Source organism: Rhizobium sp. NFR07, from assembly GCF_900111905.1.
In the GTDB taxonomy this organism is placed as follows: Bacteria; Pseudomonadota; Alphaproteobacteria; order Rhizobiales; family Rhizobiaceae; genus Neorhizobium.
On sequence record NZ_FOKM01000001.1, the window covers coordinates 545,469 to 565,831 of the forward strand.

Consider the following 20,363-nt stretch of genomic DNA (forward strand, 5'->3'; position numbering starts at 1 on the left):
CTACCCTTCCGTTGCGCCGGCATCCTCCTGCCGGCTTGGGCCGGTCAACGCGCTGTCGACCGGGAAAATTTCACTTCCATGCGCCGTGCCAGAAGCGACAGCGGCCAGCACAAGATGAAGTAGACCGCCGCCACCGTGCCGAACACCATGAACGGGCTGAATGTCGCATTGTTGATGATCTGGCCCTGACGCGTCAGCTCGGTGAAGCCGATGATCGCGGCAAGCGACGTGCCCTTGATCAGCTGTACGAGAAAACCGACGGTCGGCGCCACCGCGATCCGTGCCGCCTGCGGCAGGATCACGTAGCGCATCCGGTCATAGTAGCGCAGGCCGAGTGCGGTTGCGGCTTCCCGCTGGCCGGGCGCCACCGCCTCGATGCAGCCGCGCCAGATTTCGCCGAGAAACGCGCTGGCATGCAGCGTCAGTGCGACCGCCGCGGCAAGCCAGGGATTGATGGCAAAGCCCATGATGTTCATGCCGAAGAACACCAGGAATAGCTGCATCAGCAAGGGTGTTCCCTGGAAAATGCGGATGAAGCCGGTCGCGATCAGCCGCGGCCACCGGGCGTCCGACACGCGCACCAGTGCGATGAACAGGCCGCCGATGCCACCGCCGGCAAAGGCGATCGCCGACAGCGCGATCGTCCACTGCGCCGCCATGACGATGATCATGAATTCGTTCCAGCCGAAAGGTCTGATCAGCATGGTCCAGTCCTCCTCAGCGGCTCAACGGATAACGGAAGGCAGCCTTCTCGATCAGCGAGAAGACGGCGGAAAAGCCGATCGACATGACCAGATACATGGCGGTGATGACGATATAGACCTCGAAGCTGGCAAAGGTCGCCGACTGCAGGTCGTTGCCGGCAGCCGCGAGATCATCGGCGGAGATCGCCGAGACGACGCTCGATGTCAGCATCAGATAGATGAACTGGCTGGTCAGCGCCGGATAGACGGTCCTGAGTGCCGGTTTCATGATGATGTAGCGGAAGATCTGCAGCTTGGAGAGGCCGAGTGCGGTCCCCGCTTCCACCTGCCCCTTCTGGATCGACTCGATGCCCGCGCGGATGATTTCCGTGCCGTAGGCACCGAAATTGACCACCAGCGCCAGCAATGCGGCGCTATTGGGTGACAGGCGCAGGCCGAGAGCCGGCAGGCCGAAGAAGATGAAGAAGATCTGCACCAGGAAGGGCGTGTTGCGGATGATCTCGATATAGGCATCGATCACCCAGCGCAGCGGCGCCACGCGGGATGTCTTCCCCGCAGCACAGAGGATCGAGACGATCAGGCCGAGGATCATCGCGCCGCAGGAAAGCTGAACGGTCACCCACGCGCCAAGCAAGAGCTTGTCGAAACCTGCCAATACCGGTGCAAAGTTGAAATCGTACAACGAGGCTCCTCCACCATCGCTTATTGCGCGCACTCCTCAGCAGCGCTTTGGATCGATCTAATTGGGTTGTCAGACAACGTCAACCCCGGGCTGTGCGTAAATCATGATCGCCTCCCCGCCAGGGCGCGCTCGACTGGCGGATCTGCAGTTTCGTCGCCTTCACGAGTTTGCGAGGCCCGATCTCGGGATGCGCCAGCCGGTCGAGAAGCAGGTTGGCGGCCCCCTCGCCGATCGCCTCCGGAAAGGTGGAGACCGATGTCAGCCGCGGCCGCATGGCGTCTGCATCGGCCACATCGTCGAAGCCGATCAGCGAGAAATCCCGCCCGACCTGAATGCCGAGATCGTAGAGCCCTGCGGAAAGGCCAAGTGCCACCACGTCGTTGAAGCAGATCACGGCAGTCGAAGCCGTCGGTCCTTCGGAGAAGAGATGTGCCGCATCGACGATCGCGGAAATCTGGTGCGGGACGCGCACGACCTTCTCGGCACCAAGGCCCTTGGCCTGCATCGCCTGCCGAAACCCCTCCACCCGCTCCTCATAAGCGGAGTGAACCGGCCCATGGACGGCGAAGGCAATCTCGCGATGGCCGAGTTCGGAAAGGTGATCGACGGCCTGACGCATCCCTTGCGCATAATCGACGCCGGCATAGTCGACCTGATCGGACACCCGGCGCAGGACCTGTACGAGCGGCAGGTGCCATTCCCCCAGGCGCTCGAGCAACCCCTCGCCCGTGCCCGCGGCCGGGCAGAGAATGATGCCGTCGACGCCATGCTCGCGCATGCGGGTCATCAGCATATCTTGGCGCCCGACCTGATCGCCGCTGTTGACCAGGATCACCACCATGCCGGCCGCATCGATCACGGTCTCGATGCCCGCCAGCAGTTCCGCGAAGAACGGGTTGGTGAGGTTGGGGATGACGACGCCGATCGTCAGGCTGCGATCGGCCCTGAGACGCGCGGCACCCATGTTGTAGACATAGCCCAGCTCCTCCATCGAGGCTTCCACGCGGGCACGGGTGTCAGCGCCGACAAGCGGGCTCTTGCGGATGACGAGAGATGCGGTAGCCCGCGACACGCCGGCATGACGGGCGACATCGAGCAGGGTGACGCGGTTCTTCTTTCGCTGGTCGAGTGTCATGGCAGGAATCACTTCGCATGGCGGGCAAGATTCGCGGGCATATAAGTGTGCCGGACGGGCAGTCGTCAATCTACGCTTGTGGATGAATCCGCGCGACGAATGCTCTTCCTCATGAATTCATTCGAAATTACCGCTCCAGTGCAACGGTCTTGATGACCGCGAAGACGGGCCTGTCGATCGCCAGGACCAGACGCTCCACGGAAAGAAGCGTGATGCGGGCAAGCAGCACGTCGCTGCCCGAACGGATCCGGATGCGCGCCATCCCCTCCCCGTCCGGCTCGATCGCCGCGACAACGCCGTCGATGATGTTGAGCGCGCTCAGGCCCTCCGGCCGAATGGTCGCCACCATCACATCCCGCTCGGGAACATGGACGCGCACATGCTGTCCTTCCAGCACCCGGGCATTCGGCACCGTAAGCGACGCGCTCGAAAGCGCGACCGTCGCCAGCCCATGAGCGGCATCGACACGCTCGACGACACCGGCAAGTACGGCACCGGCCTCGCGCCGGTCGGTGGACGGCAGCGACAGGATTTCGGACGGAGTACCGACCGCCTCGACGCGCCCGTCCTTCATCATCACGACCTTGTCGGCAAGCTGCGCCACTTCCGCCACCGAATGGCTGACATAGACGATCGGCGTCGCCGTCTCGTCGCGCAGGCGCTGCAGATAGGGCAGGATTTCCGCCTTTCGGGCCTCGTCAAGTGCCGCCAGCGGCTCGTCCATCAAGAGCAGCCGCGGCGCCGACAGGAGCGCCCGTCCGATCGCCACGCGCTGTTTCTCGCCGCCCGACAGCGCTCCCGGACGGCGCTCAAGCAGCGCGTCGATACCGAGCATGTCGACGATGCGATCGAAATCCGCAGCTGCGGCTCCTTTCGGCGCGAACCAGCGTCCATAGGTCAGGTTCTGGCGCACCGAAAGATGCGGAAACAGCCTGCCCTCCTGGAATACATAGCCGAAATGGCGGCGGTGCTTCGGCACGAAGATGCGTTTCTGCGTATCGACCAGAACCTCGTCGTCGATCACGAGCCGGCCCTGGTCCGGCCTCGCAAGCCCGGCGATGATCCGCACGAGCGATGTCTTGCCGGAACCGGAGCGTCCGAAAAGTGCGGTGACACCCCCTTCTGATGTGAAGCCTGAATCCAGCGAAAACGCACCAAGCCTCTGCCTGGCTTCCACGATCAAAGTCATTCCGGGCTCACCCTTCTGCCGACGACATGAGCAAGCAGTTCCGATGCCAGCAGCGCCGCGAAGGATATGACGATCGCCACCAGCGTCAGCCGCATGGCGCCGAGATCCCCGCCCGGAACCTGGGTGAAGGTGTAGATTGCGGCGGACAGGGTCTGGGTCTCGCCCGGAATGTTGGAGACGAAGGTGATCGTCGCGCCGAATTCGCCCATCGCCTTGGCAAACGCGAGGATCATGCCGGCGATCACGCCGGGCAGGATCAGCGGCAGCGTGACCGTCATGAACACCCAGGCCGGGCTCGCACCGAGCGTGCCGGCCGCCTCTTCCAGCTTACGGTCGACGGCTTCGATCGAAAGCCGGATCGAGCGGACCATCAGCGGAAAGCCCATCACGCCACAGGCAAGGGCCGCCCCGGTCCAGCGAAAGGAGAAGACGATACCGAGATATTCGTAGAGAAACCCGCCGATCACGCCGCGGCGGCCGAACATAACCAGCAGAAGGAAACCGGTCACCACCGGCGGCAGGATCAGCGGCAGATGAACGATGCCGTTCAGGATCGACTTGCCCCAGAATCTGCCCCGCGCCAGGAGATAGGCGACAACGATGCCGAAGGGCAGGCTGACGATCATGGCGATGCCCGACACCCACAGGCTGAGCCGGATCGCGGTCCACTCCTCGTCGCTCAATACCAACCAGTCCAACGGGTCACTCCATATGAAAACGGCCTCCGCCACCGCGAAGGCCGTCTGATCATTTTTGATGATTTACTTCAGAACCGTAAAGCCCTGCGCCTCGAAGAAGGGCGCAGCCTTGGCCGACTTCAGATAGTCGACATAGGCGCCGGCATCGGCCGACTTCGATTCAGACAGGACCGCGATCGGATAGATGATCGGCGGATGGGTGTCTTCCGGGAAGGTGCCGACAACGGCGACGCCCGGATCGGCAGCGGCGTCGGTGGCATAGACGATGCCATAGGGCGCTTCACCGCGGGAGACGAGGGCGAGTGCTGCGCGCACGCTTTCGGCGCCGGCGACGCTCTTTTCGACGGAAGCCCAGGTACCGAGCTTTTCAAGCGCTGCCTTGCCATACTTGCCGGCCGGAACGGAATCCGGTGCGCCCATGGCGAGCTTGCCGCCGTTCAGAAGACCGACAAGGTCGAAGCCCGCCTTGATGTCAACCGGCTTGGCATTGTCCTTCGGCGCCACCAGCACGATGCGGTTGCCAAGCCAGTTCGACTTGGTGTCTTCCTTCACCAGCTTCTTGTCGGAGACGTATTTCATCCAGTCGAGGTCGGCCGAAATGAAGACGTCGGCCGGTGCGCCAGCCTCGATCTGCTTTGCGAGCGCCGAGCTTGCTGCGTAGGATACGGTCGTTTCCTTGCCGGCTTCATCGCTCCAGGCCTTATTGGCGGCATCCAGCGCATTCTTCATGCTGGCGGCGGCAAACACCGTCACCTTTTCCTGCGCCGCAACGGGGCCGATCGCCCCAGCCACGATGACGAATGCTGCGGCAGCCAGCATTGCCGTTTTCTTGAGTGAACAGACGATCTTCATTGGTAACTCCCTAGCCACGAAATATCGACCGGAATATATCGAGAGCCATCGGTTTGGCCAGCGATATATTTCACGGAATATCAAGGCTCACGAGCAGTTGACGCCGACGACACGGCCGCTCCGCGCGGAGAAGACAAACGCGTCGAAGATCAATCGACCGAAGCGTATCCAGGCTTCTTGTAGAGCGTCGCCTTCTTGGCCTTGATCTCGGGCTCGAAAACATCCGGCTCCCAGCGATCGGCAGCGACATCCTCGATCGCGACCGACACCGATTCCTCGCGGTTGCCAAGCACGGCCATCAGGGTCTTGGAGAGCTCCTCGGTCAGCTTCTGCTTCTGCTCCTCGGTGCGGCCCTCGATCATCTTCACCACGATATGCGGCATTGTACTTCCTTCATCCTGCGCCTTGGCCCCGGGGACGGGAGCGTCCGGCAGGTTTCCCGATCAATAGCGATACAGCTCTCCCCCGCCCATATCCATCCCGTCGCATCGTTGGTTTAGGGGATAGGCCAGCGCGGGACGCGAAGTTCGGAGCTGCAGGATTTCGCCCCGTGGACGTTTCGCGGGGTTTGGAAAAATATCTGCCATCGGAATCAACAACTTGGTTTCCTGCCAGTGGCGTTTCCATCCCCGCCTTCGCCCTTCCAGCGACAATGATTGCGTCATCGGACGGGAAACCGGGTTCGCGAACCGGCCTCCTCCTCGGGTTCCAAAGGCTCGGTTCCGGTGATGGTCGTGACAAGGTCGAACGGGAACTGACACGTCTCGCAAGGCCGATCGAAACGGCCGGGGCAGGCAGAGAACTTATCAGCATAACACCGCATATTGACTGCCTGCCCCTCCCTATTCAACGGTCAATCCAAGGGCCGAACCATGACGGAAGAGATCCGCCGTGGCATATCCTGCTGCCCGGACATGGCAAGCACTGGCGCGATCGATCTGGAATGCCTAAATGCCGACCTAGATTGCCGCTTCCGTCGCTCGCGCCGACGCCGGTCTCAAATGAGATCGTTCTCAACGCCCGGTCGCGAAAAACGGTTCAGGAAGACTACATATCCATTTCATTTGTAAGCCGGTTTTTCCTGGCAAGACTACTTAGCAATATTGCCGCATGCTAAACCATCGGTATGTAAAAACACATTTCCAGCCGAGCCATGACGAGTTGTGCCGAAGTTGAACCTAGCAAAGGAAGCCACCGCTTCACCTGCGACCCTGCGCCATGACCTGACCCTTGTGGCAACGCCGTTTTCGATCGTTGTCCTGATCGTGGCGGCCATTGCATTCGCCCTGATGGCCATCGGCCGCGGGCAGGACAAGGAAACGCACCAGGCCATCCTGACGGAGTTGCGCGGGCTGGATCTCAACAACGCGTCCCTGCAGCGCGACGTGTTGCGCGCGCGTGCCGGACTTCTGGAAAATTACGATCCGCTGGTTGATTCCGTCGTTGCCCTGCACCGGAACGTCGCGGCCCTGCATTCGCTGTTTTCCATGCCGGAAACGGTCAAGGCGGACAATATCGAGAAGCAGCTGAACGAGGTCCAGCAGTCGATCGACACGGACGAGACGGCCGTCGAGACGTTCAAGACGCAGAATGCCTTGCTGCAGAACTCGCTGAACATTTTCAGCCATGCCCTGACCAACCTGCATCTGAACGATTCCGGCGACGCCCATCTGGCGCTGGACGGGCTGGATGATCTCGGCAATCTGATGCTGCAGTATACGCTTCAGTACAATCCTTCCATCGCGGACCAGATCTCGTCGGAACTCGATACGCTTGCAAGCCGGGGCAGCGCGTCGTCGCCCTATATCCGTCTCCTGGAGATCCATGGCCGACTGATCCTCTCCGTGCTGCCCGAAGTCAGGGCGACCGTCGGCGACGTACAGGCCTCCGATACGATCAACCGCGCCCAGCGTCTGCAGCATGACTATCTGGATGCCTATGGAACCGCGAATGTCCGCTCCCAGTGGAGCCGCGTCTTCCTTGGATCGGTCTCGATCTTTCTCTGCGCCTATGTCGTCGTCCTCGTCGATCGGCTGCGCCGCCAGACGGAACGGCTGAGGCGGCGGCTGGATTTCGAGCGGATGAGGCGGGACGTCGAAGGCTGTTTCGACGAGAACGCGGCTCCGAAGGAAAGCCGCGCTATCTCCATGGAGAATGCCGTCCAGATCATCAGGGTCTTCTTCGAGGGCAGCCGCTGCGGTTTCGCGTTGATCGACACGAACACGATGACGATGGAACTGGCATTCGGGGATGATTTCGAACTGCTGAGCGATCCCGCGCGCATTGCCGAGGTGCTGAGCGAGACCGATAGCGCAACCTACCGGAACCTGCAGAAGCCGGATGCGCTGAACTTCGCCATAGACGCCGCCTATTCCGGAAGCGCTCTCGGCCTGCGCACGTCTGACAGACTGGCGGCCCTCTGTATCGTCGAGTTCTCCCATCCAAGGCTGCGGCCAAGCAGCGACGAGATATCCCTGTTGGAAGCAGCCGTCCGGCTGCTTTTTCAGACATTCGACTATCATCGAAAGCAGGACGAGCGCGAAACGCTGGAGCGGCGCCTTGAACACGCCGAAAGGCTGCAATCGGTCGGCACGCTGGCAAGCGGCATCGCGCACGAGTTCAACAACATCCTCGTCGCCATTCTGGGTTATGCCGAGATGATCCTCGACCTGCTGCGCAGGCGCTCGACGACGCGCCAGTATGTCGAGGAGATTGTCAAAGCCGCCCAGCGGGCCCGGCTGGTGATCGACCAGATCCTGGCGCTCAGCCGCACGAGGGACTATATCAGCAAGCCGATCGATCTTGTCGATATCATCGAGGATATCGCGCCCCTTCTGCAGGTCTCCTTGCCGAACGGCGTCGAGCTGCAGATCCAGGACATGACCTCCGACAATGTCGTCGAAGGCAATGCCGTCGACATCCAGCACATCCTGATGAACCTGTGCAAGAATGCCGCGGAAGCGATGAACGGACCCGGCGGCGTCATATCGATTGCCCTGCAGCGGGTGACCATACCGTCGCAGCAGGTGATTTCGCACGGGCTGCTTCCCGCCGGACAATATGTCGTCCTCACCGTTGCCGATACCGGCAAGGGCATTCCGCCCTCCGTGCTTCCCAAGATCTTCGAGCCCTTCTACACCACTCGCGCCAAGTCTGGCGGTACCGGGCTGGGATTGGCGGCAGTGCATGGCAATGTCGAGGCGCTCGGCGGGCACATCAACGTCACGAGCGTCCCCGGCATGGGCACCAAGTTCGAGATCTACATGCCCCGCTCCGTCTCCAAGCCGGTTCCGCTCAGCCAGATCTTCGAGCAGGAGCAGGTTCCCCTCGGCCGTGGCGAGATCGTCGCCGTCGTCGATGGCGACAACACGGCGCTCGCCTTTCTTGAAGATCAGGTCGCCGCACTCGGCTACGAGCCCGTGGGTTTCTCGAGCTGGGAAGAACTGACGAAATGGCTTTCCGCCGCCAATCACACGGCGGATCTGGTGCTGATCGACGAGGCGATCACGACAGACGAGCTGAGCTACGGCGATATCGAACAATTTCTCCGGTCGACCCCTTATCTGTTCATGTCCGAGCAGACCGAGGACCGCGGCCTTGAACCCCACAAGACAATGATCCTGCGAAAGCCGGTTGCGTCCACGACAATGGCTTTGGCGATCAGATCCGCAATGCAGAATGCGCCGAACCGACAGGCGCTAATGTTGAACGCGAGTGAGTTGTGACCGCAGTGGCACAAAGGCCAGAGAACGCGAAAGGAAACCGTACCGCCTCCGCGCTGATCGCGCGGCAAGGCGGCGTGCTGGAGATGAATGCCATGAACGGAGATCGTGGGATGAGTATCGCGCCCACCACTTCCCCTCTCCTGCACAAGCCGGAGCCGGTAGATCTGCGGCTCATCCTGCTGACATCGCTGGGCGGCGCGATGGAATTTTATGATTTCACGCTGTTCGCATTCCTTGCAACGACACTGGCAAAAGCATTCATCCCGCCGGTGGCGCCGACATGGCTCGGTACTTTCGAGGCGCTCGGCGTGTTCGCCGCCGCCTATCTCGCCAGGCCACTCGGCGGTCTGGTCCTCGCCAATTTCGGCGATGTTTTCGGCCGCAGGCACATCTTCCTCTTTTCGATCGGGCTGATGACCTTCGCGACCTTCTGCGTCGCCTGCATGCCGACCTACGAGACGATCGGCATTGCGGCACCGATCCTGCTGATCGTCCTCCGCTGCCTTCAGGGCATCGCCATAGGCGGCGAAGTGCCCGGCAGCTGGACCTTCATCTCCGAACACGTGGCCGCAGAACGCCGCGGCCTGGCGTGCGGCATCATATGTTCGGGCCTGTCGTCCGGCATTCTGCTCGGCTGCGGCACGGCCCTGCTGTTCGAGACCTTTACCGATACGGCATGGTTCGAACGGGAGGGCTGGAGATATCCCTTCATCCTCGGAGGCGCTCTCGGCCTCATCGCCATGGCGGCACGCCGCTCCCTTCAGGAAACGCCGGTCTTCCATGAAACGCGGGGAAAACCCGCGCTGATCCCGCATCTGCCGCTGGAAGTCGTCGTGCGCGACTTCCGGCTGAACATGACCATCTGCATCGCTTTGATGTGGCTGATCGCCGCCACGCTGGTGATGACCACCATGCTCAACGTCAGCTACCTCCATCGCTTCGTCGGATATTCCACCTATGACGCGCTGCTCGCCACCGGTTGCTGCGCACTCGCCCTGACGATTGCCACCTGGCCAGTCGGTCTTCTCGTCGACCGCTATGGTCCAGGCCCGGTTATCATGATCGGGAGTGTCATCCTTGCCGTCTCGGCCATGCTGTTTTACGGCTACGCGGACCGCTCCCGAATGCATCTGCTGTTGCTGAACAGCCTTCTCGGCGCCAGCGTCGGCGTCTGCGGCGCGGTGCCTTACGTGCTCGTCAATGCATTCCCCGCGCAGGTCCGGTATACGGGCGTATCGCTCTGTTACAATATTCCGCTCGCCGTCTTCGGTGGCCTGACACCGTTCGGGGTCAACTGGCTGATGCAGTACGAGCCGATGAGTTATGCCTATTATCTCGTGGTTCTGTGCTGTATCGCATTCCTGGCCGGATTGCATCTTTTTCTTTACGGACTGAAAGCGGAGATGCAGCAGGTCAGGAAGTAGTTCCGGCACCGGCGTCAGAATTGCGCGAAGCATATCCCCAGATTTCATCTGCCATACGGCGAGATATTCCTGAAATCATCGAAGCAATCTCCTTGACGATCACTGAGTGAGGTTCGCAGCCGACCGGCCGCGGCCCTCAATACAATCAGTCGAGAGAGGACAGTATGGATATCGCCAGAAAAACCGGACAACTTGGCTTGCTGATCGACAAGACCTCGCCAGAGGGCACGGCTATAACGTCGTGGGGTGAACAGGCACGCGTGCGTGCTTTCGTCCAGGGACATGCCGGGATCCATGGTCATTATGGATTTCAAGGCTCCGGCCGGGTTCGGACCGCCACGGCATGTGCATCGCAAGGATGACGAGATCTTTCTGGTCAAGCGGGGCCATATAGCGCTGTGGACCCCGCTGCATTGCGGAACTGCCGGACCCGGCGATCTCGTTGCCCTGCCTGCCGGGCTCGCTCATGCCTGGCGCGCATGCGACGAGGAGGCTGTCGAGATGGAGATCATCACCTCCCCCGGCGAGTTCGAAACCTTCTTCCATGATATCGTCGAGCGCGACCTCACTCTGCGGGATGTCGAGGAGCTGACCGACGTCGCCTCGATGGCGGGAATGGACATTCTCGGCCCGCCGCTGACGGCCGAGGAGGCCGACATCATTTTCAGCGCCGGCCGCGTCTACTGAGACACCCCTGATGCCAGAAGGATCAGCCCCGTATTCAACTGATAAGGGGCTGATCGAGCGGTCGCCGACATGCGGCTTTCGCCGGCACCTGGAGCTCCGTCATTTCGACGGTTCGATCAGCTTCATGACAGGAACGGTCGGCGTCTCCGAGGGGCCGAAGGGACCTGCCACTTCATGCCTGATGGGCGGCAGCGAGCGCAGATAGTCGGCGATCGCATAGGCGTCCTGCCTGGTCAGGTTGGCAAAGGCCCGCCACGGCATGATCGGCGACAATTCCCTGCCGTCCGGCGTGACACCCGTCTGGAGCGCTGCGACGATCTCATCCCGGCTCCAGTCTCCCAGCCCGGTCTCGCGGTCTGGCGTCAGGTTCGGCCCGACGAACGAGCCGAGCCCAGGAATGAAAAAGCCAACGTCCGAACCACCCAGGAAGCGCCCCATATCCGGCTTGCCCATGAAATATCCGGGGGTGTGACAATCGTTGCAGCCACCCAGATTGACCAGGTAGTGGCCCCGTTCGACGGAGCTGTCGGCAGCCGCCTGGCCGCCGAGACACAGGAGCGCGAAGGACGCCATGCCGACATTTCGGCACAAGGCGCTGGATTTCTGCAATTTCGGGCGAAAGGACATGAATGGTTCCTCGTGTTGATGACCATTCGGTGATACGGAGCGCGCGCTTGCCGATGATTACAATTTACCCGCTAGCTTGGTTGCAGATGAATTGCTTTTGTATCCGAGATACCTTCCAGGGCTGATCGAAAGGCAAATCCTTCAAATCGGCAGCATCCGAGCGAACGCAACCTATCCGTCGGCCACGCGACATTCTGCGGAGAATTGCCGAAGGATCGCGAAACAGGTCTAAAGGCCGGCGCAAAGGCTTCTGCATCCAGCGCGTCCGGTCAGCGATACCGACGGAGTGTCAGGAATGGCTATCGGAGGCGCAACTTACACGCTATAATGACAGGCTTGTTACCGTTAAGCGTTTGTTTCAGTTGTAGTCAAAATTCCCTGTTCCGTAACAGTTGCGCATGACACTGAGCCTAGCGGTTTCGCCTCGTTGCAGAGGAAATGACAAGGGCAAGATTTTGAAACACGTACTCATTGTGGACGACGACAACGCCATCCGCGGCTTGTTGACTGATTATCTGAGCCAATTTGCAATGCGGGTCACCGCGGTTGCCAGCAGCGTCGAAGTGACGCGCGTCATGTCGACGGAAACCGTCGACCTCGTCGTGGTCGACCTCAACCTTGGTCACGAGGATGGCCTGGAGATCGTTCGCGGCCTGGCGAGCAAATCGGATGCTCCGATCATCATCATCAGTGGCGACAGGCTCGATGAGGCCGACAAGGTGGTCGGGCTTGAACTCGGCGCCGTCGACTACATCACCAAGCCATTCGGAATGCGCGAATTCCTCGCGCGCGTACGCGCGGGCCTGCGCGACCGTCCCAAACGCGTCGTCGACAAGGACCGCAAGGCCTATCTGTTCAATGGCTGGAGGCTGAGCCTCAAGCACCGCAGGCTCGGGACCCCGGAGGGCGAGGAGATCAAGCTGACCGCCGGTGAATTCAATCTTCTGGTTGCCTTCCTGCGCTCCCCGAAGCAGGTGCTGAGCCGCGAGCAGCTGCTGTCGGCAAGCCGCGTTCACGACGAGGAGGTCTTCGACCGCAGCATCGACGTTCTCATTCTTCGCCTGCGACGAAAGCTTGAAACCGACTCGTCCAAGCCCGATCTGATCAAGACCGAACGTGGCGTCGGATATTTCTTCAATGCCGAAGTTGATGTCGAAGTGAATCGGCGAAACGGTACCCAGTAATGTCACTGCGCAGAACGGCCAGCATTTTTGCAATCATCTTCATGGCCGTATTCGCCCTGATGCTCAGCGTCCGTTTGACGACGGGACTGACGATCGTGCATGCCGACGAAAAGCTGCAGGACAAGATCACGCCGCTCGAGGACAGCCCTGAACTGGATCCCAGGAAACTCGACCTCGGCGGCAGGCTGTTTACCGACACGATCATGTCGAGCAAGGGCAAGCTTGCCTGCGCCACATGCCATGATCTGCAGACGAGCGGCACGATCGGCCTGAAGCGAACGATCGGATATGACGGCCGGGTACATCGTTTCAATGCGCCGACCATCTTCAACGTCGCCAATAACTACCGGCTCGGCTGGAGAGGCAACTTCACCTCGCTGACATTCCAGAACGAGCAGATCCTGCTCGACGCAAACATCATGGCAAACAGCTGGGACGGTCTCCTGAAGCGGCTGAGAACGTCGCCGAACTACAATCGGGACTTCCTTGCCATCTATGGGCAGGAGCCGAGCAAGGACAATGTTCTCGATGTTCTCACAACATTCCAGCGATCGCTCGCGACCACCGGTTCACGCTTCGACCAGTATCTGGAAGGTTCCCACGAGATTCTGTCCGCCACCGAAAAGCGGGGTTACCGGCTGTTTCAGGACTATGGCTGCATCTCCTGCCACCAGGGTTCGAACATAGGCGGCAACCTGTTTCAGAAGTTCGGCATCTTTTCCTCTCCACCGGGTGGAGATCCCGGCAATGACGGAAATCTCGGCCGCTTCACGACGACCCGCAACGACAAGGACCGGGGATATTTCCGCGTTCCGAGCCTGCGCAATGTCGCCGTGACCGCACCCTATTTCCACGACGGCCGCGCGGCCACGCTGGAGGAGGCAGTCAGGGTGATGGCTCAGACCCAGGTGGGGCAGGACATGCCGAAGGAGGATATCGACGCGATCGTGCAGTTCCTCGCTTCGCTCACGGGCAACTACAAGGGGCAGCCGCTCCAGACAAACCCTGCAAAGTCCGAGATGAGCCTTGAGGACTGAAAGCGGTCAGGCGGATGCCGCCAGACGATGCCGCCCCAGCGGAAGCATCATCGGCCTGCCCGAGGTTGGATCGGTGACGATCCGGCTGTCGAGCCCGAAAACCTCGCGAACATTGTCCTCGGTCAACACCTGTTCCGGCTCGCCCGCCTTGTGCACGCGGCCGTCCAGCAGGGTCACCAGGTAGTCCGCATAGCGGGCTGCGAGATTGAGGTCGTGCAGCACCATGACCACCGTCGTGCCGCGGGCATGATTGAGGTCGGTCAGGAGATCGAGCACCTCGATCTGGTGATTGATGTCCAGAAACGTGGTCGGCTCGTCGAGCAGCAGGATATCGGTCTGCTGAGCGAGCGCCATGGCGATCCACACCCTCTGGCGCTGACCGCCGGAAAGCTCGTCGACGGAACGTTCGGCGAGATCTGCGGTCTTGGTCGCATCGAGCGCCGCTTCGACGGCCTCCTCGTCCTGGCGCGTCCAGCGTGAAAACAGGCTCTGATGGGGGTGGCGGCCGCGGCTAACGAGATCGGCCACGGTAATGCCCTCCGGCGCGATCGGTGATTGCGGCAGAAGCCCCATCGTGCGGGCGAGCTCGCGCGGCGGCATGCGATGGATCGACTTGCCGTCGAGCAGCACTTCGCCATGCTTGGGCGACAGCAGCCGCGACATGGTGCGCAGAAGCGTGGACTTGCCGCAGGCATTGGCGCCGACGATCACGGTGATCCTGCCCTGCGGCACCTTGAGGTCGAGCGCCTGCAGGATGTCCGCATCGCCATAACCGGCCGATAGCTGTTTGATATCCAAGGAATGGCTGGTCATAGCGAACCTCCGGCCCGGTTGACCCTGATGATCAGGTAGATGAGATAGGGAGCACCCAGCGCGCCCGTGACGACGCCGACGGGATAACGGGTCGTGAGCAGAAACTGGCCGACATAATCGCCGGCCACGACGAGCACGGCCCCGACGAGCGCCGAGGGAATGAGAAGCGATCCCCTGTTGCCAACGAGGCGTGCCGCGATCGGGCCGGACAGGAAGGCGACGAAGGCGATAGGTCCGGTGATGGCGGTGGCGCAGGCGATCATGCCGACGGTCGAGATGATGACGATCACCCGGGTGGCCGATACCCTGACGCCGAGGGCCGCCGCCATGTCATCGCCGAGCCTCAGCGCTTCCAGATCCCGCGAGCGGCTGAGCAGAAGGCCGCCGAAGACCACGAGCGAGAGCAGCAGCGAAAGCGACTGGTCGAGCTGCGCGCCGTTGACGCTGCCCGTCAGCCAGCGCATCGCCTCCTGCAGCGTGTAGGCCGGGGCCTGCGAGAGGATATAGGCGACGACGCTTTCGAGCATGGCCGAGACGCCGATCCCGACCAGGATCAGCCGCGTGCCCGCCACGCCGTTGCGGAAGGACAGGCCGTAGACCAGAACCGAGACGCCGAGGCCGGAGACCACCGCCATCACGGAAACGACCGGCCCCTTCAACGACAGGACGACGATGGCAAACACCGCGGCTGCACTGGCGCCAGAGCTGATGCCGATAATATCAGGGCTCGCCAGCGGATTGCGCAACATGATCTGGAAAGCCACACCGCCGAGCCCGAAGCTAAGCCCTGCAAGAATGGAGAGGATGACACGCGGCAGCCGTAGGGTTCCGACGGTGAAGCTCGCGCCCGGCACGTCATACCCGAGCAGCACGCGGATCACGTCGCCCGGCGGCGTGAAGGACTGGCCGAGCGACAGGGTCAGCGCGAAGACGCCGACGACGAGAAGCGCCAATATCGCGATCGCCAGCCTGTAGCCGCGCTGGCGGCGGCGGCGGTCGGTGACAATCCGGTCGAGGGTGGAGGATGGCATGGTCACAGTTCGCGCACCCTCTGTCGCCTGACGATCCAGATGAAGAACGGGGCACCGACAAGTGCCGTGACGATGCCGACATCAAGTTCGGCCGGCCTTGCGGCAATACGCCCGACAACGTCGGCGGCGAGCAGAAGACAGGCGCCGCCGAGTGCCGAAAACGGCAGCAGCCAACGATGATCGACACCGACGAGCAGGCGGCAGACATGCGGCACGACGAGGCCGAGGAAACCGATCGGGCCGCAGACGGCCGTTGTCGCGCCGCAGAGCAGGATGGCGCCGAGCGAGGCTGTCGCACGCGCGAAGGCAACACGTTCGCCGAGCCCGGCTGCGAGATCATCCCCTAGCGCAAGCGAATTCAGCTTGCGGGCCGACAGGAGGCTGATGAGAAATCCGACAGCCAGGAAAGGCAGGACCGGAACGATGCGCTCGAACGTCGCGCCGCCGATTCCGCCGATCTGCCAGGAACGGATGCCGCCGGCAATGTCGGCGCGCGGCAATACCACGGCAATGACCATGGAGGAGAAGGCGACCGAGGTCGCGGCACCCGCAAGGGCGAGTTTCAGGGGCGTGGCCCCTCCCCGCCCAAGCGAACCGATCGTGTAGACGAAGACGGCGGCGAGGCCCGCGCCGGCAATCGCGGTCCAGATATAGGCCTCGGCGGAGGTCATGCCGTACCACGCCACACCGACGACGACGGCGAGCGACGCCCCCATGTTGACGCCTAAAATGCCGGGATCGGCAAGTGGGTTGCGCGTCACGCCCTGCATGATGGCGCCGGCAAGCCCGAGTGCGGCACCGGCAAGCAGGCCGAGCACGGTGCGCGGAATGCGCAGCGCCACCGCTGCCTGGCCGATGCTGTCGACATGGCCTTGGAGTGCCGCGCCGATATCGCCCCAGGCCACGTCCCGCGTGCCTATGGTCACCGAGGCGAAGCACAGGAGCGCGAGCAATGCGATCATCCCGAGCAGCCACAGGCTGCGGGTGCGGTTCGACCGATTGCGCGTGTCCGCCCGGGAAGCAGCCCGGCGGCTCCTCCGCTTCGGCGATGTCATGCTGCTGGATGTCATTGGGCCTTCTTGACGGCGTCGGCCAGTACCGCGACGTAGTCCTTCAGCACCCACGGGATGGAAAGCGGCGTCGGGTTGGCGGCCGTGCCGAGCGTGCCGCCCGGCAGGGTGACGAGCGCCCCGCGCTGCACCGCCGGCATTCTCGACGTCAGCGGGTTGGCCAACAGGGCATGAAGCAGCTTCTCGTTGCCATAGGTGACGACGATGTCGACATCGTCAAAGTCATCGATGCGTTCGGCGCTGACGGAACCCGCGAACTTGCCGGGCTGGGACGCCTGCAGCACACTTTTGGGGGAGTTCAGGCCGAGATCGGCGAAATATTTCACCCGGGTGTCGTTGGTCGTATAGAAATTGATCGTGCTCAGGTCCGACGCGTTGAGATGGGTGATGAACATCGCCGACTTGCCGCGCAGTTCGGGATGCCCGGCAATCGTCTGGGCAATCTCCGCCTCCAGCTTGTCGATCAGCGCGTCACCTTCGGCCGGCATGCCAAGGCCGAGGCTGTTCATCTTGATCATCGTGCGCCAGTCGGTCGACCAGGGCGCCTCGGGATAGGCGACGACCGGAGCGATCTGGCTGAGCGTCTCGTAGTCCTGCTTGCTGATGCCGGAATAGGCGGCAAGGATGACATCGGGACGGGCAGCTGCCATCGCCTCGAAATCGACGCCGTCGCCTTCGTCGAAGAGCGTCGGTGTTTCGGCATTCAGCTCCGTCAGCCGCTGCTTGACCCAAGGCAGGATCCCGTCACCGTCCTCGTCGCCGAAATTGGCTCTGGCGAAACCGACCGGAACGATGCCCAGCGCCAGCGGAACCTCGTAATTCGCCCAGTCGACGGTTGCCACGCGCACCGGCTTCTTCTCGATCACCGTCGTGCCGAAGGCGTGCTTGATGGTGATCGGATAGGTGACCCCTTCCTCTGCCCTGGCAAATCCAGCCGAAGCGAAGAGAACGAAAAGGAAAACAGCGCGCAGAACAGCGCGAAACGATGAAAACATGGCGAAGCCTCCGCCTGGCATGACGATAAGTGGACTTCCACTTTCAGGTTAATTCCAATCCGTCAACCGCCGCACCGATAGCGGCCGGAAAGTTTCGTTATCTTTCCGTTGAATCCTACAAAACTCCGAAAAGTTACAATACTGGATAAATCTGGTCAGGTTATTGGCCACATTGGGGACACAAATATGAAGCGGTTCGGTTCAACCGGCTCGAGAGATATCTCGATTGCTCGGCCGGTTCGGACGCATGCCATGTTTCTCCCCGCCAGATATCGGTTGCGGCGCTTGCCTCCCAAGAGCTCCGCGGTCGTCGGATCAACGTTGGAAGATGAACATGGACATGGAAACTACAGGCGGAACCTCGAGACGATCCCACAAGCGCTACCGGAAAGCGATTCTTCTCGGCTGCACCGCGCTCGTCGCGCTTGCTCCCCGCTTTGCAGTCGGCCAGGACGCCGAAGCCACCAGCTCGGATACGACGCTCGCGCCGATCGTCATCCAGGGTACCGGCAATGTCCTCGATACCAGCAACGATTCCAACTCGATCGTGGCAACGCAGACCACCATTGGCAGCGGCATCCCGACCGACATTCTCGTGACGCCGGCATCCATTTCCATCATCACGGCCAAGGAAATCCAGGATCGCGCCGCTCAGAACCTCGAGCAGATTCTCCAGTACACGCCCAGCGTGGCGACCGACATCTATGGTACGGATGATCGTTTCGACTATGTGCGTATCCGCGGCTTCAATGCCTACACCTATCGGGACGGCTTGACGATCGGCGACCCCTTCGGCGGCATTCGCGAAGAGCCTTATGCCTACGAGCGCGTCGAAGTGCTGAAGGGCGCCAATTCGACGATATTCGGCGTGGCAGACCCGGGCGGCTCGATCAACTACGTTTCGAAGCGCCCGAAGAGCGAGCGCTTCGGTGAAGCCTACGTGACCGGCGGTTCCTTCAGCCACAAGGAAGCGGGCTTCGATTTCGGCGACAATATCACCGAGGACGATACGCTCTCCTACCGCCTGACCGGCAAGGTCCGCGATGCCGACACCGAATACGACTACGGTCAGGACAACGAGAAGTTCTTCATGGGCGGCCTCACCTGGCGCCCGACCGACGTCACCAGCCTGACGATAACCTACGATCACCTCAACAAGGACGGCTCGCCTGGCGCCGGTGGCCATCCCGTCAACCGCAATCTGGACCGGGAACTGTTTCTCGGCGAGCCGGACTACAATTACGACGACACGAACAGAAACACGGTCAGCGTGATGTTTGACCATGATTTCGGCAATGGCCTGAGCTTCGGATCAAACGCGCGCTACAGCAAGTCGAATACCGGCTTCGGTTATGCCTATATCTCCGGAGATTCGGATACGAGCGACACCCTCGCCGACCGCGATTACTATGGAACCAGGGCCTCGGAAGAGCGGTTCATCATCAACGGTCACCTGAAGTATGATTTCAGCACTGACCATGTCGACAGCACAAGCCTGATCGGTGGCGAATACAGCAAAACCGATTCACGCAACCTCACCTACTTCATGGACGCGCCGGAAATTGATTGGGTGAACCCGGTCTATTCCGGTGCGCCGGTTTACGCCGGCCCATCCGCGGATGAGCATGTGAAGCAGAACACCAAGGCGATCTACGCCCAGCAGAACCTGACATTCGATGATAAGCTGACGGTCTCGCTTGGGATCCGCAACGATTGGATGGACGTTTCCAGCGTGGAAACGAGCTCGTGGCTCGGCCCAGTCGTCACCGCATCAACTGAAGCGGATTTGAGCGAGTTCACCAAGCGCATCGGCGTTTCCTACAAGATCACCGATGAAATCGCGCCCTATGCCAGCTATGCCGAATCCGTCGCTCCTCCGTCGAGCGGCACCAACCCGGAGCGTGGCAGGCAGTATGAAATCGGCGTGAAATATCAGCCGGAGGCGTTTCCGGCCCTGTTCACGGCATCGGTGTTCGATCTGACCAAGACCGACATTACCGCGAGGAACCCGAACCCACCGTTCACCGAAACCACCAAGGGTGAAGTCCGTGTTCGCGGTTTCGAGCTGGAAGCCAAGGCGGAAATCACGAACAATATCAGCCTAACAGCAGCCTATTCATATCTCGATGCAGAGATCACCGAAAATGCAGGCGTGAACGAAGGCAACCAGCCAGAGCGCGTGCCTGCCCATCAGGCATCCGCCTGGGTCAGCTACACCGTGCCTTCCCAAGGCTTCCTGGGTGACATGACCTTCGGTGTCGGCGGACGCTACATGAGCTCGTACTACTTCGACGATGCGAACACGCAATCGTCAGATTCCAGCGTGATCTTCGACGCGTCCTTCAGCTACAAGATCCGCGAGAACACCACGTTCCAGCTGAATGCCACCAACCTCTTCGACGAAAAGCACGTCGCGCAGGGTGGCTTCGGATCGGACTACTACAACCCCGGCCGGGCGATCTACGCAACGCTTCGCCAGACCTGGTAAACAAGATCAAGGCCCGCTCGGC

At 61.4% G+C, this 20,363-nt stretch carries 18 protein-coding genes; 6 read left to right on the forward strand and 12 right to left on the reverse strand.

Annotated elements, in window-relative coordinates:
• Positions 1-44: 44 nt before the first annotated feature.
• The 7 genes from BM216_RS02405 to BM216_RS02435 form a co-directional block, all read right to left on the reverse strand.
• Entirely contained in the window at positions 45-701 is a 657-nt protein-coding gene (locus tag BM216_RS02405) for an amino acid ABC transporter permease (RefSeq protein WP_092995078.1), read from the reverse strand.
• 16 nt (positions 702-717) lie between these two features.
• Positions 718-1,386 carry an amino acid ABC transporter permease gene (locus BM216_RS02410; RefSeq protein WP_092994316.1) on the reverse strand — a complete coding sequence of 223 codons (669 nt, stop codon included), beginning with the start codon at positions 1,384-1,386 and terminating at the stop codon, positions 718-720.
• A 79-nt stretch (positions 1,387-1,465) separates the two neighbouring features.
• Positions 1,466-2,521, reverse strand: a complete 1,056-nt coding sequence (locus BM216_RS02415) for a LacI family DNA-binding transcriptional regulator (protein ID WP_092994319.1) — start codon at positions 2,519-2,521, stop codon at positions 1,466-1,468.
• 127 nt (positions 2,522-2,648) lie between these two features.
• On the reverse strand, positions 2,649-3,710 hold the full coding sequence (modC, locus tag BM216_RS02420) for a molybdenum ABC transporter ATP-binding protein (protein WP_092994322.1): 1,062 nt from the start codon (positions 3,708-3,710) through the stop codon (positions 2,649-2,651).
• Positions 3,707-4,408 carry a molybdate ABC transporter permease subunit gene (gene modB / locus BM216_RS02425; RefSeq protein WP_092994325.1) on the reverse strand — a complete coding sequence of 234 codons (702 nt, stop codon included), beginning with the start codon at positions 4,406-4,408 and terminating at the stop codon, positions 3,707-3,709. Before modB ends, modC begins: the two co-directional genes overlap by 4 nt.
• A 63-nt stretch (positions 4,409-4,471) precedes the next feature.
• On the reverse strand, positions 4,472-5,260 hold the full coding sequence (gene modA, locus BM216_RS02430) for a molybdate ABC transporter substrate-binding protein (RefSeq protein ID WP_092994328.1): 789 nt from the start codon (positions 5,258-5,260) through the stop codon (positions 4,472-4,474).
• Between the two features lie 149 nt (positions 5,261-5,409).
• Entirely contained in the window at positions 5,410-5,643 is a 234-nt protein-coding gene (locus tag BM216_RS02435) for a tautomerase family protein (RefSeq protein WP_092994331.1), read from the reverse strand.
• Positions 5,644-6,432: 789 nt separating this feature from the next.
• Between BM216_RS02435 and BM216_RS02440 the strand changes: the two genes are divergently transcribed.
• The 3 genes from BM216_RS02440 (at position 6,433) to BM216_RS02450 (ending at position 11,096) form a co-directional block, all read left to right on the forward strand.
• Positions 6,433-8,985 carry a two-component system VirA-like sensor kinase gene (locus BM216_RS02440; RefSeq protein ID WP_177230682.1) on the forward strand — a complete coding sequence of 851 codons (2,553 nt, stop codon included), beginning with the start codon at positions 6,433-6,435 and terminating at the stop codon, positions 8,983-8,985.
• A gap of 110 nt (positions 8,986-9,095) precedes the next feature.
• Positions 9,096-10,409 carry an MFS transporter gene (locus BM216_RS02445; protein ID WP_177230683.1) on the forward strand — a complete coding sequence of 438 codons (1,314 nt, stop codon included), beginning with the start codon at positions 9,096-9,098 and terminating at the stop codon, positions 10,407-10,409.
• Between the two features lie 294 nt (positions 10,410-10,703).
• Positions 10,704-11,096: a cupin domain-containing protein gene (locus BM216_RS02450; protein WP_177230684.1), complete on the forward strand. Its 393-nt coding sequence runs from the start codon at positions 10,704-10,706 to the stop codon at positions 11,094-11,096.
• 99 nt (positions 11,097-11,195) lie between these two features.
• On the opposite strand, the gene BM216_RS02455 is transcribed toward BM216_RS02450, so the two are convergent.
• Positions 11,196-11,669: a c-type cytochrome gene (locus BM216_RS02455; protein ID WP_092994342.1), complete on the reverse strand. Its 474-nt coding sequence runs from the start codon at positions 11,667-11,669 to the stop codon at positions 11,196-11,198.
• Between the two features lie 509 nt (positions 11,670-12,178).
• On the opposite strand from BM216_RS02455, the gene BM216_RS02460 reads away from it, so the two are divergent.
• Positions 12,179-12,907: a response regulator gene (locus tag BM216_RS02460; protein WP_092994345.1), complete on the forward strand. Its 729-nt coding sequence runs from the start codon at positions 12,179-12,181 to the stop codon at positions 12,905-12,907.
• Positions 12,907-13,944, forward strand: a complete 1,038-nt coding sequence (locus BM216_RS02465; protein WP_092994348.1) for a cytochrome-c peroxidase — start codon at positions 12,907-12,909, stop codon at positions 13,942-13,944. The genes BM216_RS02460 and BM216_RS02465 overlap by 1 nt, the downstream gene beginning before the upstream one ends.
• Positions 13,945-13,950: 6 nt before the next feature.
• On the opposite strand, the gene BM216_RS02470 is transcribed toward BM216_RS02465, so the two are convergent.
• Genes BM216_RS02470 through BM216_RS02485 form a run of 4 tightly spaced genes read right to left on the reverse strand, consistent with a single transcriptional unit; the run spans position 13,951 to position 17,853 of the window.
• Complete coding sequence (locus BM216_RS02470) at positions 13,951-14,757, reverse strand: ABC transporter ATP-binding protein (RefSeq protein WP_092994351.1); 807 nt, start codon at positions 14,755-14,757, stop codon at positions 13,951-13,953.
• Positions 14,754-15,788 carry a FecCD family ABC transporter permease gene (locus BM216_RS02475; protein WP_092994354.1) on the reverse strand — a complete coding sequence of 345 codons (1,035 nt, stop codon included), beginning with the start codon at positions 15,786-15,788 and terminating at the stop codon, positions 14,754-14,756. The genes BM216_RS02470 and BM216_RS02475 overlap by 4 nt, the downstream gene beginning before the upstream one ends.
• Before the next feature lie 2 nt (positions 15,789-15,790).
• Positions 15,791-16,843 (reverse strand): FecCD family ABC transporter permease, encoded by a 1,053-nt coding sequence (locus BM216_RS02480; RefSeq protein ID WP_210217019.1) that lies wholly within the window; start codon positions 16,841-16,843, stop codon positions 15,791-15,793.
• A gap of 11 nt (positions 16,844-16,854) precedes the next feature.
• Positions 16,855-17,853 carry an ABC transporter substrate-binding protein gene (locus tag BM216_RS02485; protein WP_092994360.1) on the reverse strand — a complete coding sequence of 333 codons (999 nt, stop codon included), beginning with the start codon at positions 17,851-17,853 and terminating at the stop codon, positions 16,855-16,857.
• Between the two features lie 334 nt (positions 17,854-18,187).
• Here BM216_RS02485 and BM216_RS02490 point away from each other — a divergent pair, with 334 nt between their 5' ends.
• Positions 18,188-20,341 (forward strand): TonB-dependent siderophore receptor, encoded by a 2,154-nt coding sequence (locus BM216_RS02490; RefSeq protein ID WP_092994363.1) that lies wholly within the window; start codon positions 18,188-18,190, stop codon positions 20,339-20,341.
• Positions 20,342-20,363 lie beyond the last annotated feature (22 nt).

Excerpts from the sequence above, each read along its gene's own strand:
- BM216_RS02490 (WP_092994363.1), top strand. The coding sequence starts at position 18,188 with ATGGACATGGAAACTACAGGCGGAACCTCGAGACGATCCCACAAGCGC.
- BM216_RS02470 (WP_092994351.1), bottom strand. The coding sequence starts at position 14,757 with ATGACCAGCCATTCCTTGGATATCAAACAGCTATCGGCCGGTTATGGC.
- BM216_RS02465 (WP_092994348.1), top strand. The coding sequence starts at position 12,907 with ATGTCACTGCGCAGAACGGCCAGCATTTTTGCAATCATCTTCATGGCC.
- BM216_RS02475 (WP_092994354.1), bottom strand. The coding sequence starts at position 15,788 with ATGCCATCCTCCACCCTCGACCGGATTGTCACCGACCGCCGCCGCCGC.
- BM216_RS02480 (WP_210217019.1), bottom strand. The coding sequence starts at position 16,843 with ATGACATCGCCGAAGCGGAGGAGCCGCCGGGCTGCTTCCCGGGCGGAC.
- BM216_RS02435 (WP_092994331.1), bottom strand. The coding sequence starts at position 5,643 with ATGCCGCATATCGTGGTGAAGATGATCGAGGGCCGCACCGAGGAGCAG.
- BM216_RS02445 (WP_177230683.1), top strand. The coding sequence starts at position 9,096 with ATGAGTATCGCGCCCACCACTTCCCCTCTCCTGCACAAGCCGGAGCCG.
- modA (WP_092994328.1), bottom strand. The coding sequence starts at position 5,260 with ATGAAGATCGTCTGTTCACTCAAGAAAACGGCAATGCTGGCTGCCGCA.
- BM216_RS02455 (WP_092994342.1), bottom strand. The coding sequence starts at position 11,669 with ATGGCGTCCTTCGCGCTCCTGTGTCTCGGCGGCCAGGCGGCTGCCGAC.
- BM216_RS02450 (WP_177230684.1), top strand. The coding sequence starts at position 10,704 with ATGGTCATTATGGATTTCAAGGCTCCGGCCGGGTTCGGACCGCCACGG.
- BM216_RS02485 (WP_092994360.1), bottom strand. The coding sequence starts at position 17,853 with ATGTTTTCATCGTTTCGCGCTGTTCTGCGCGCTGTTTTCCTTTTCGTT.
- BM216_RS02415 (WP_092994319.1), bottom strand. The coding sequence starts at position 2,521 with ATGACACTCGACCAGCGAAAGAAGAACCGCGTCACCCTGCTCGATGTC.
- modC (WP_092994322.1), bottom strand. The coding sequence starts at position 3,710 with ATGACTTTGATCGTGGAAGCCAGGCAGAGGCTTGGTGCGTTTTCGCTG.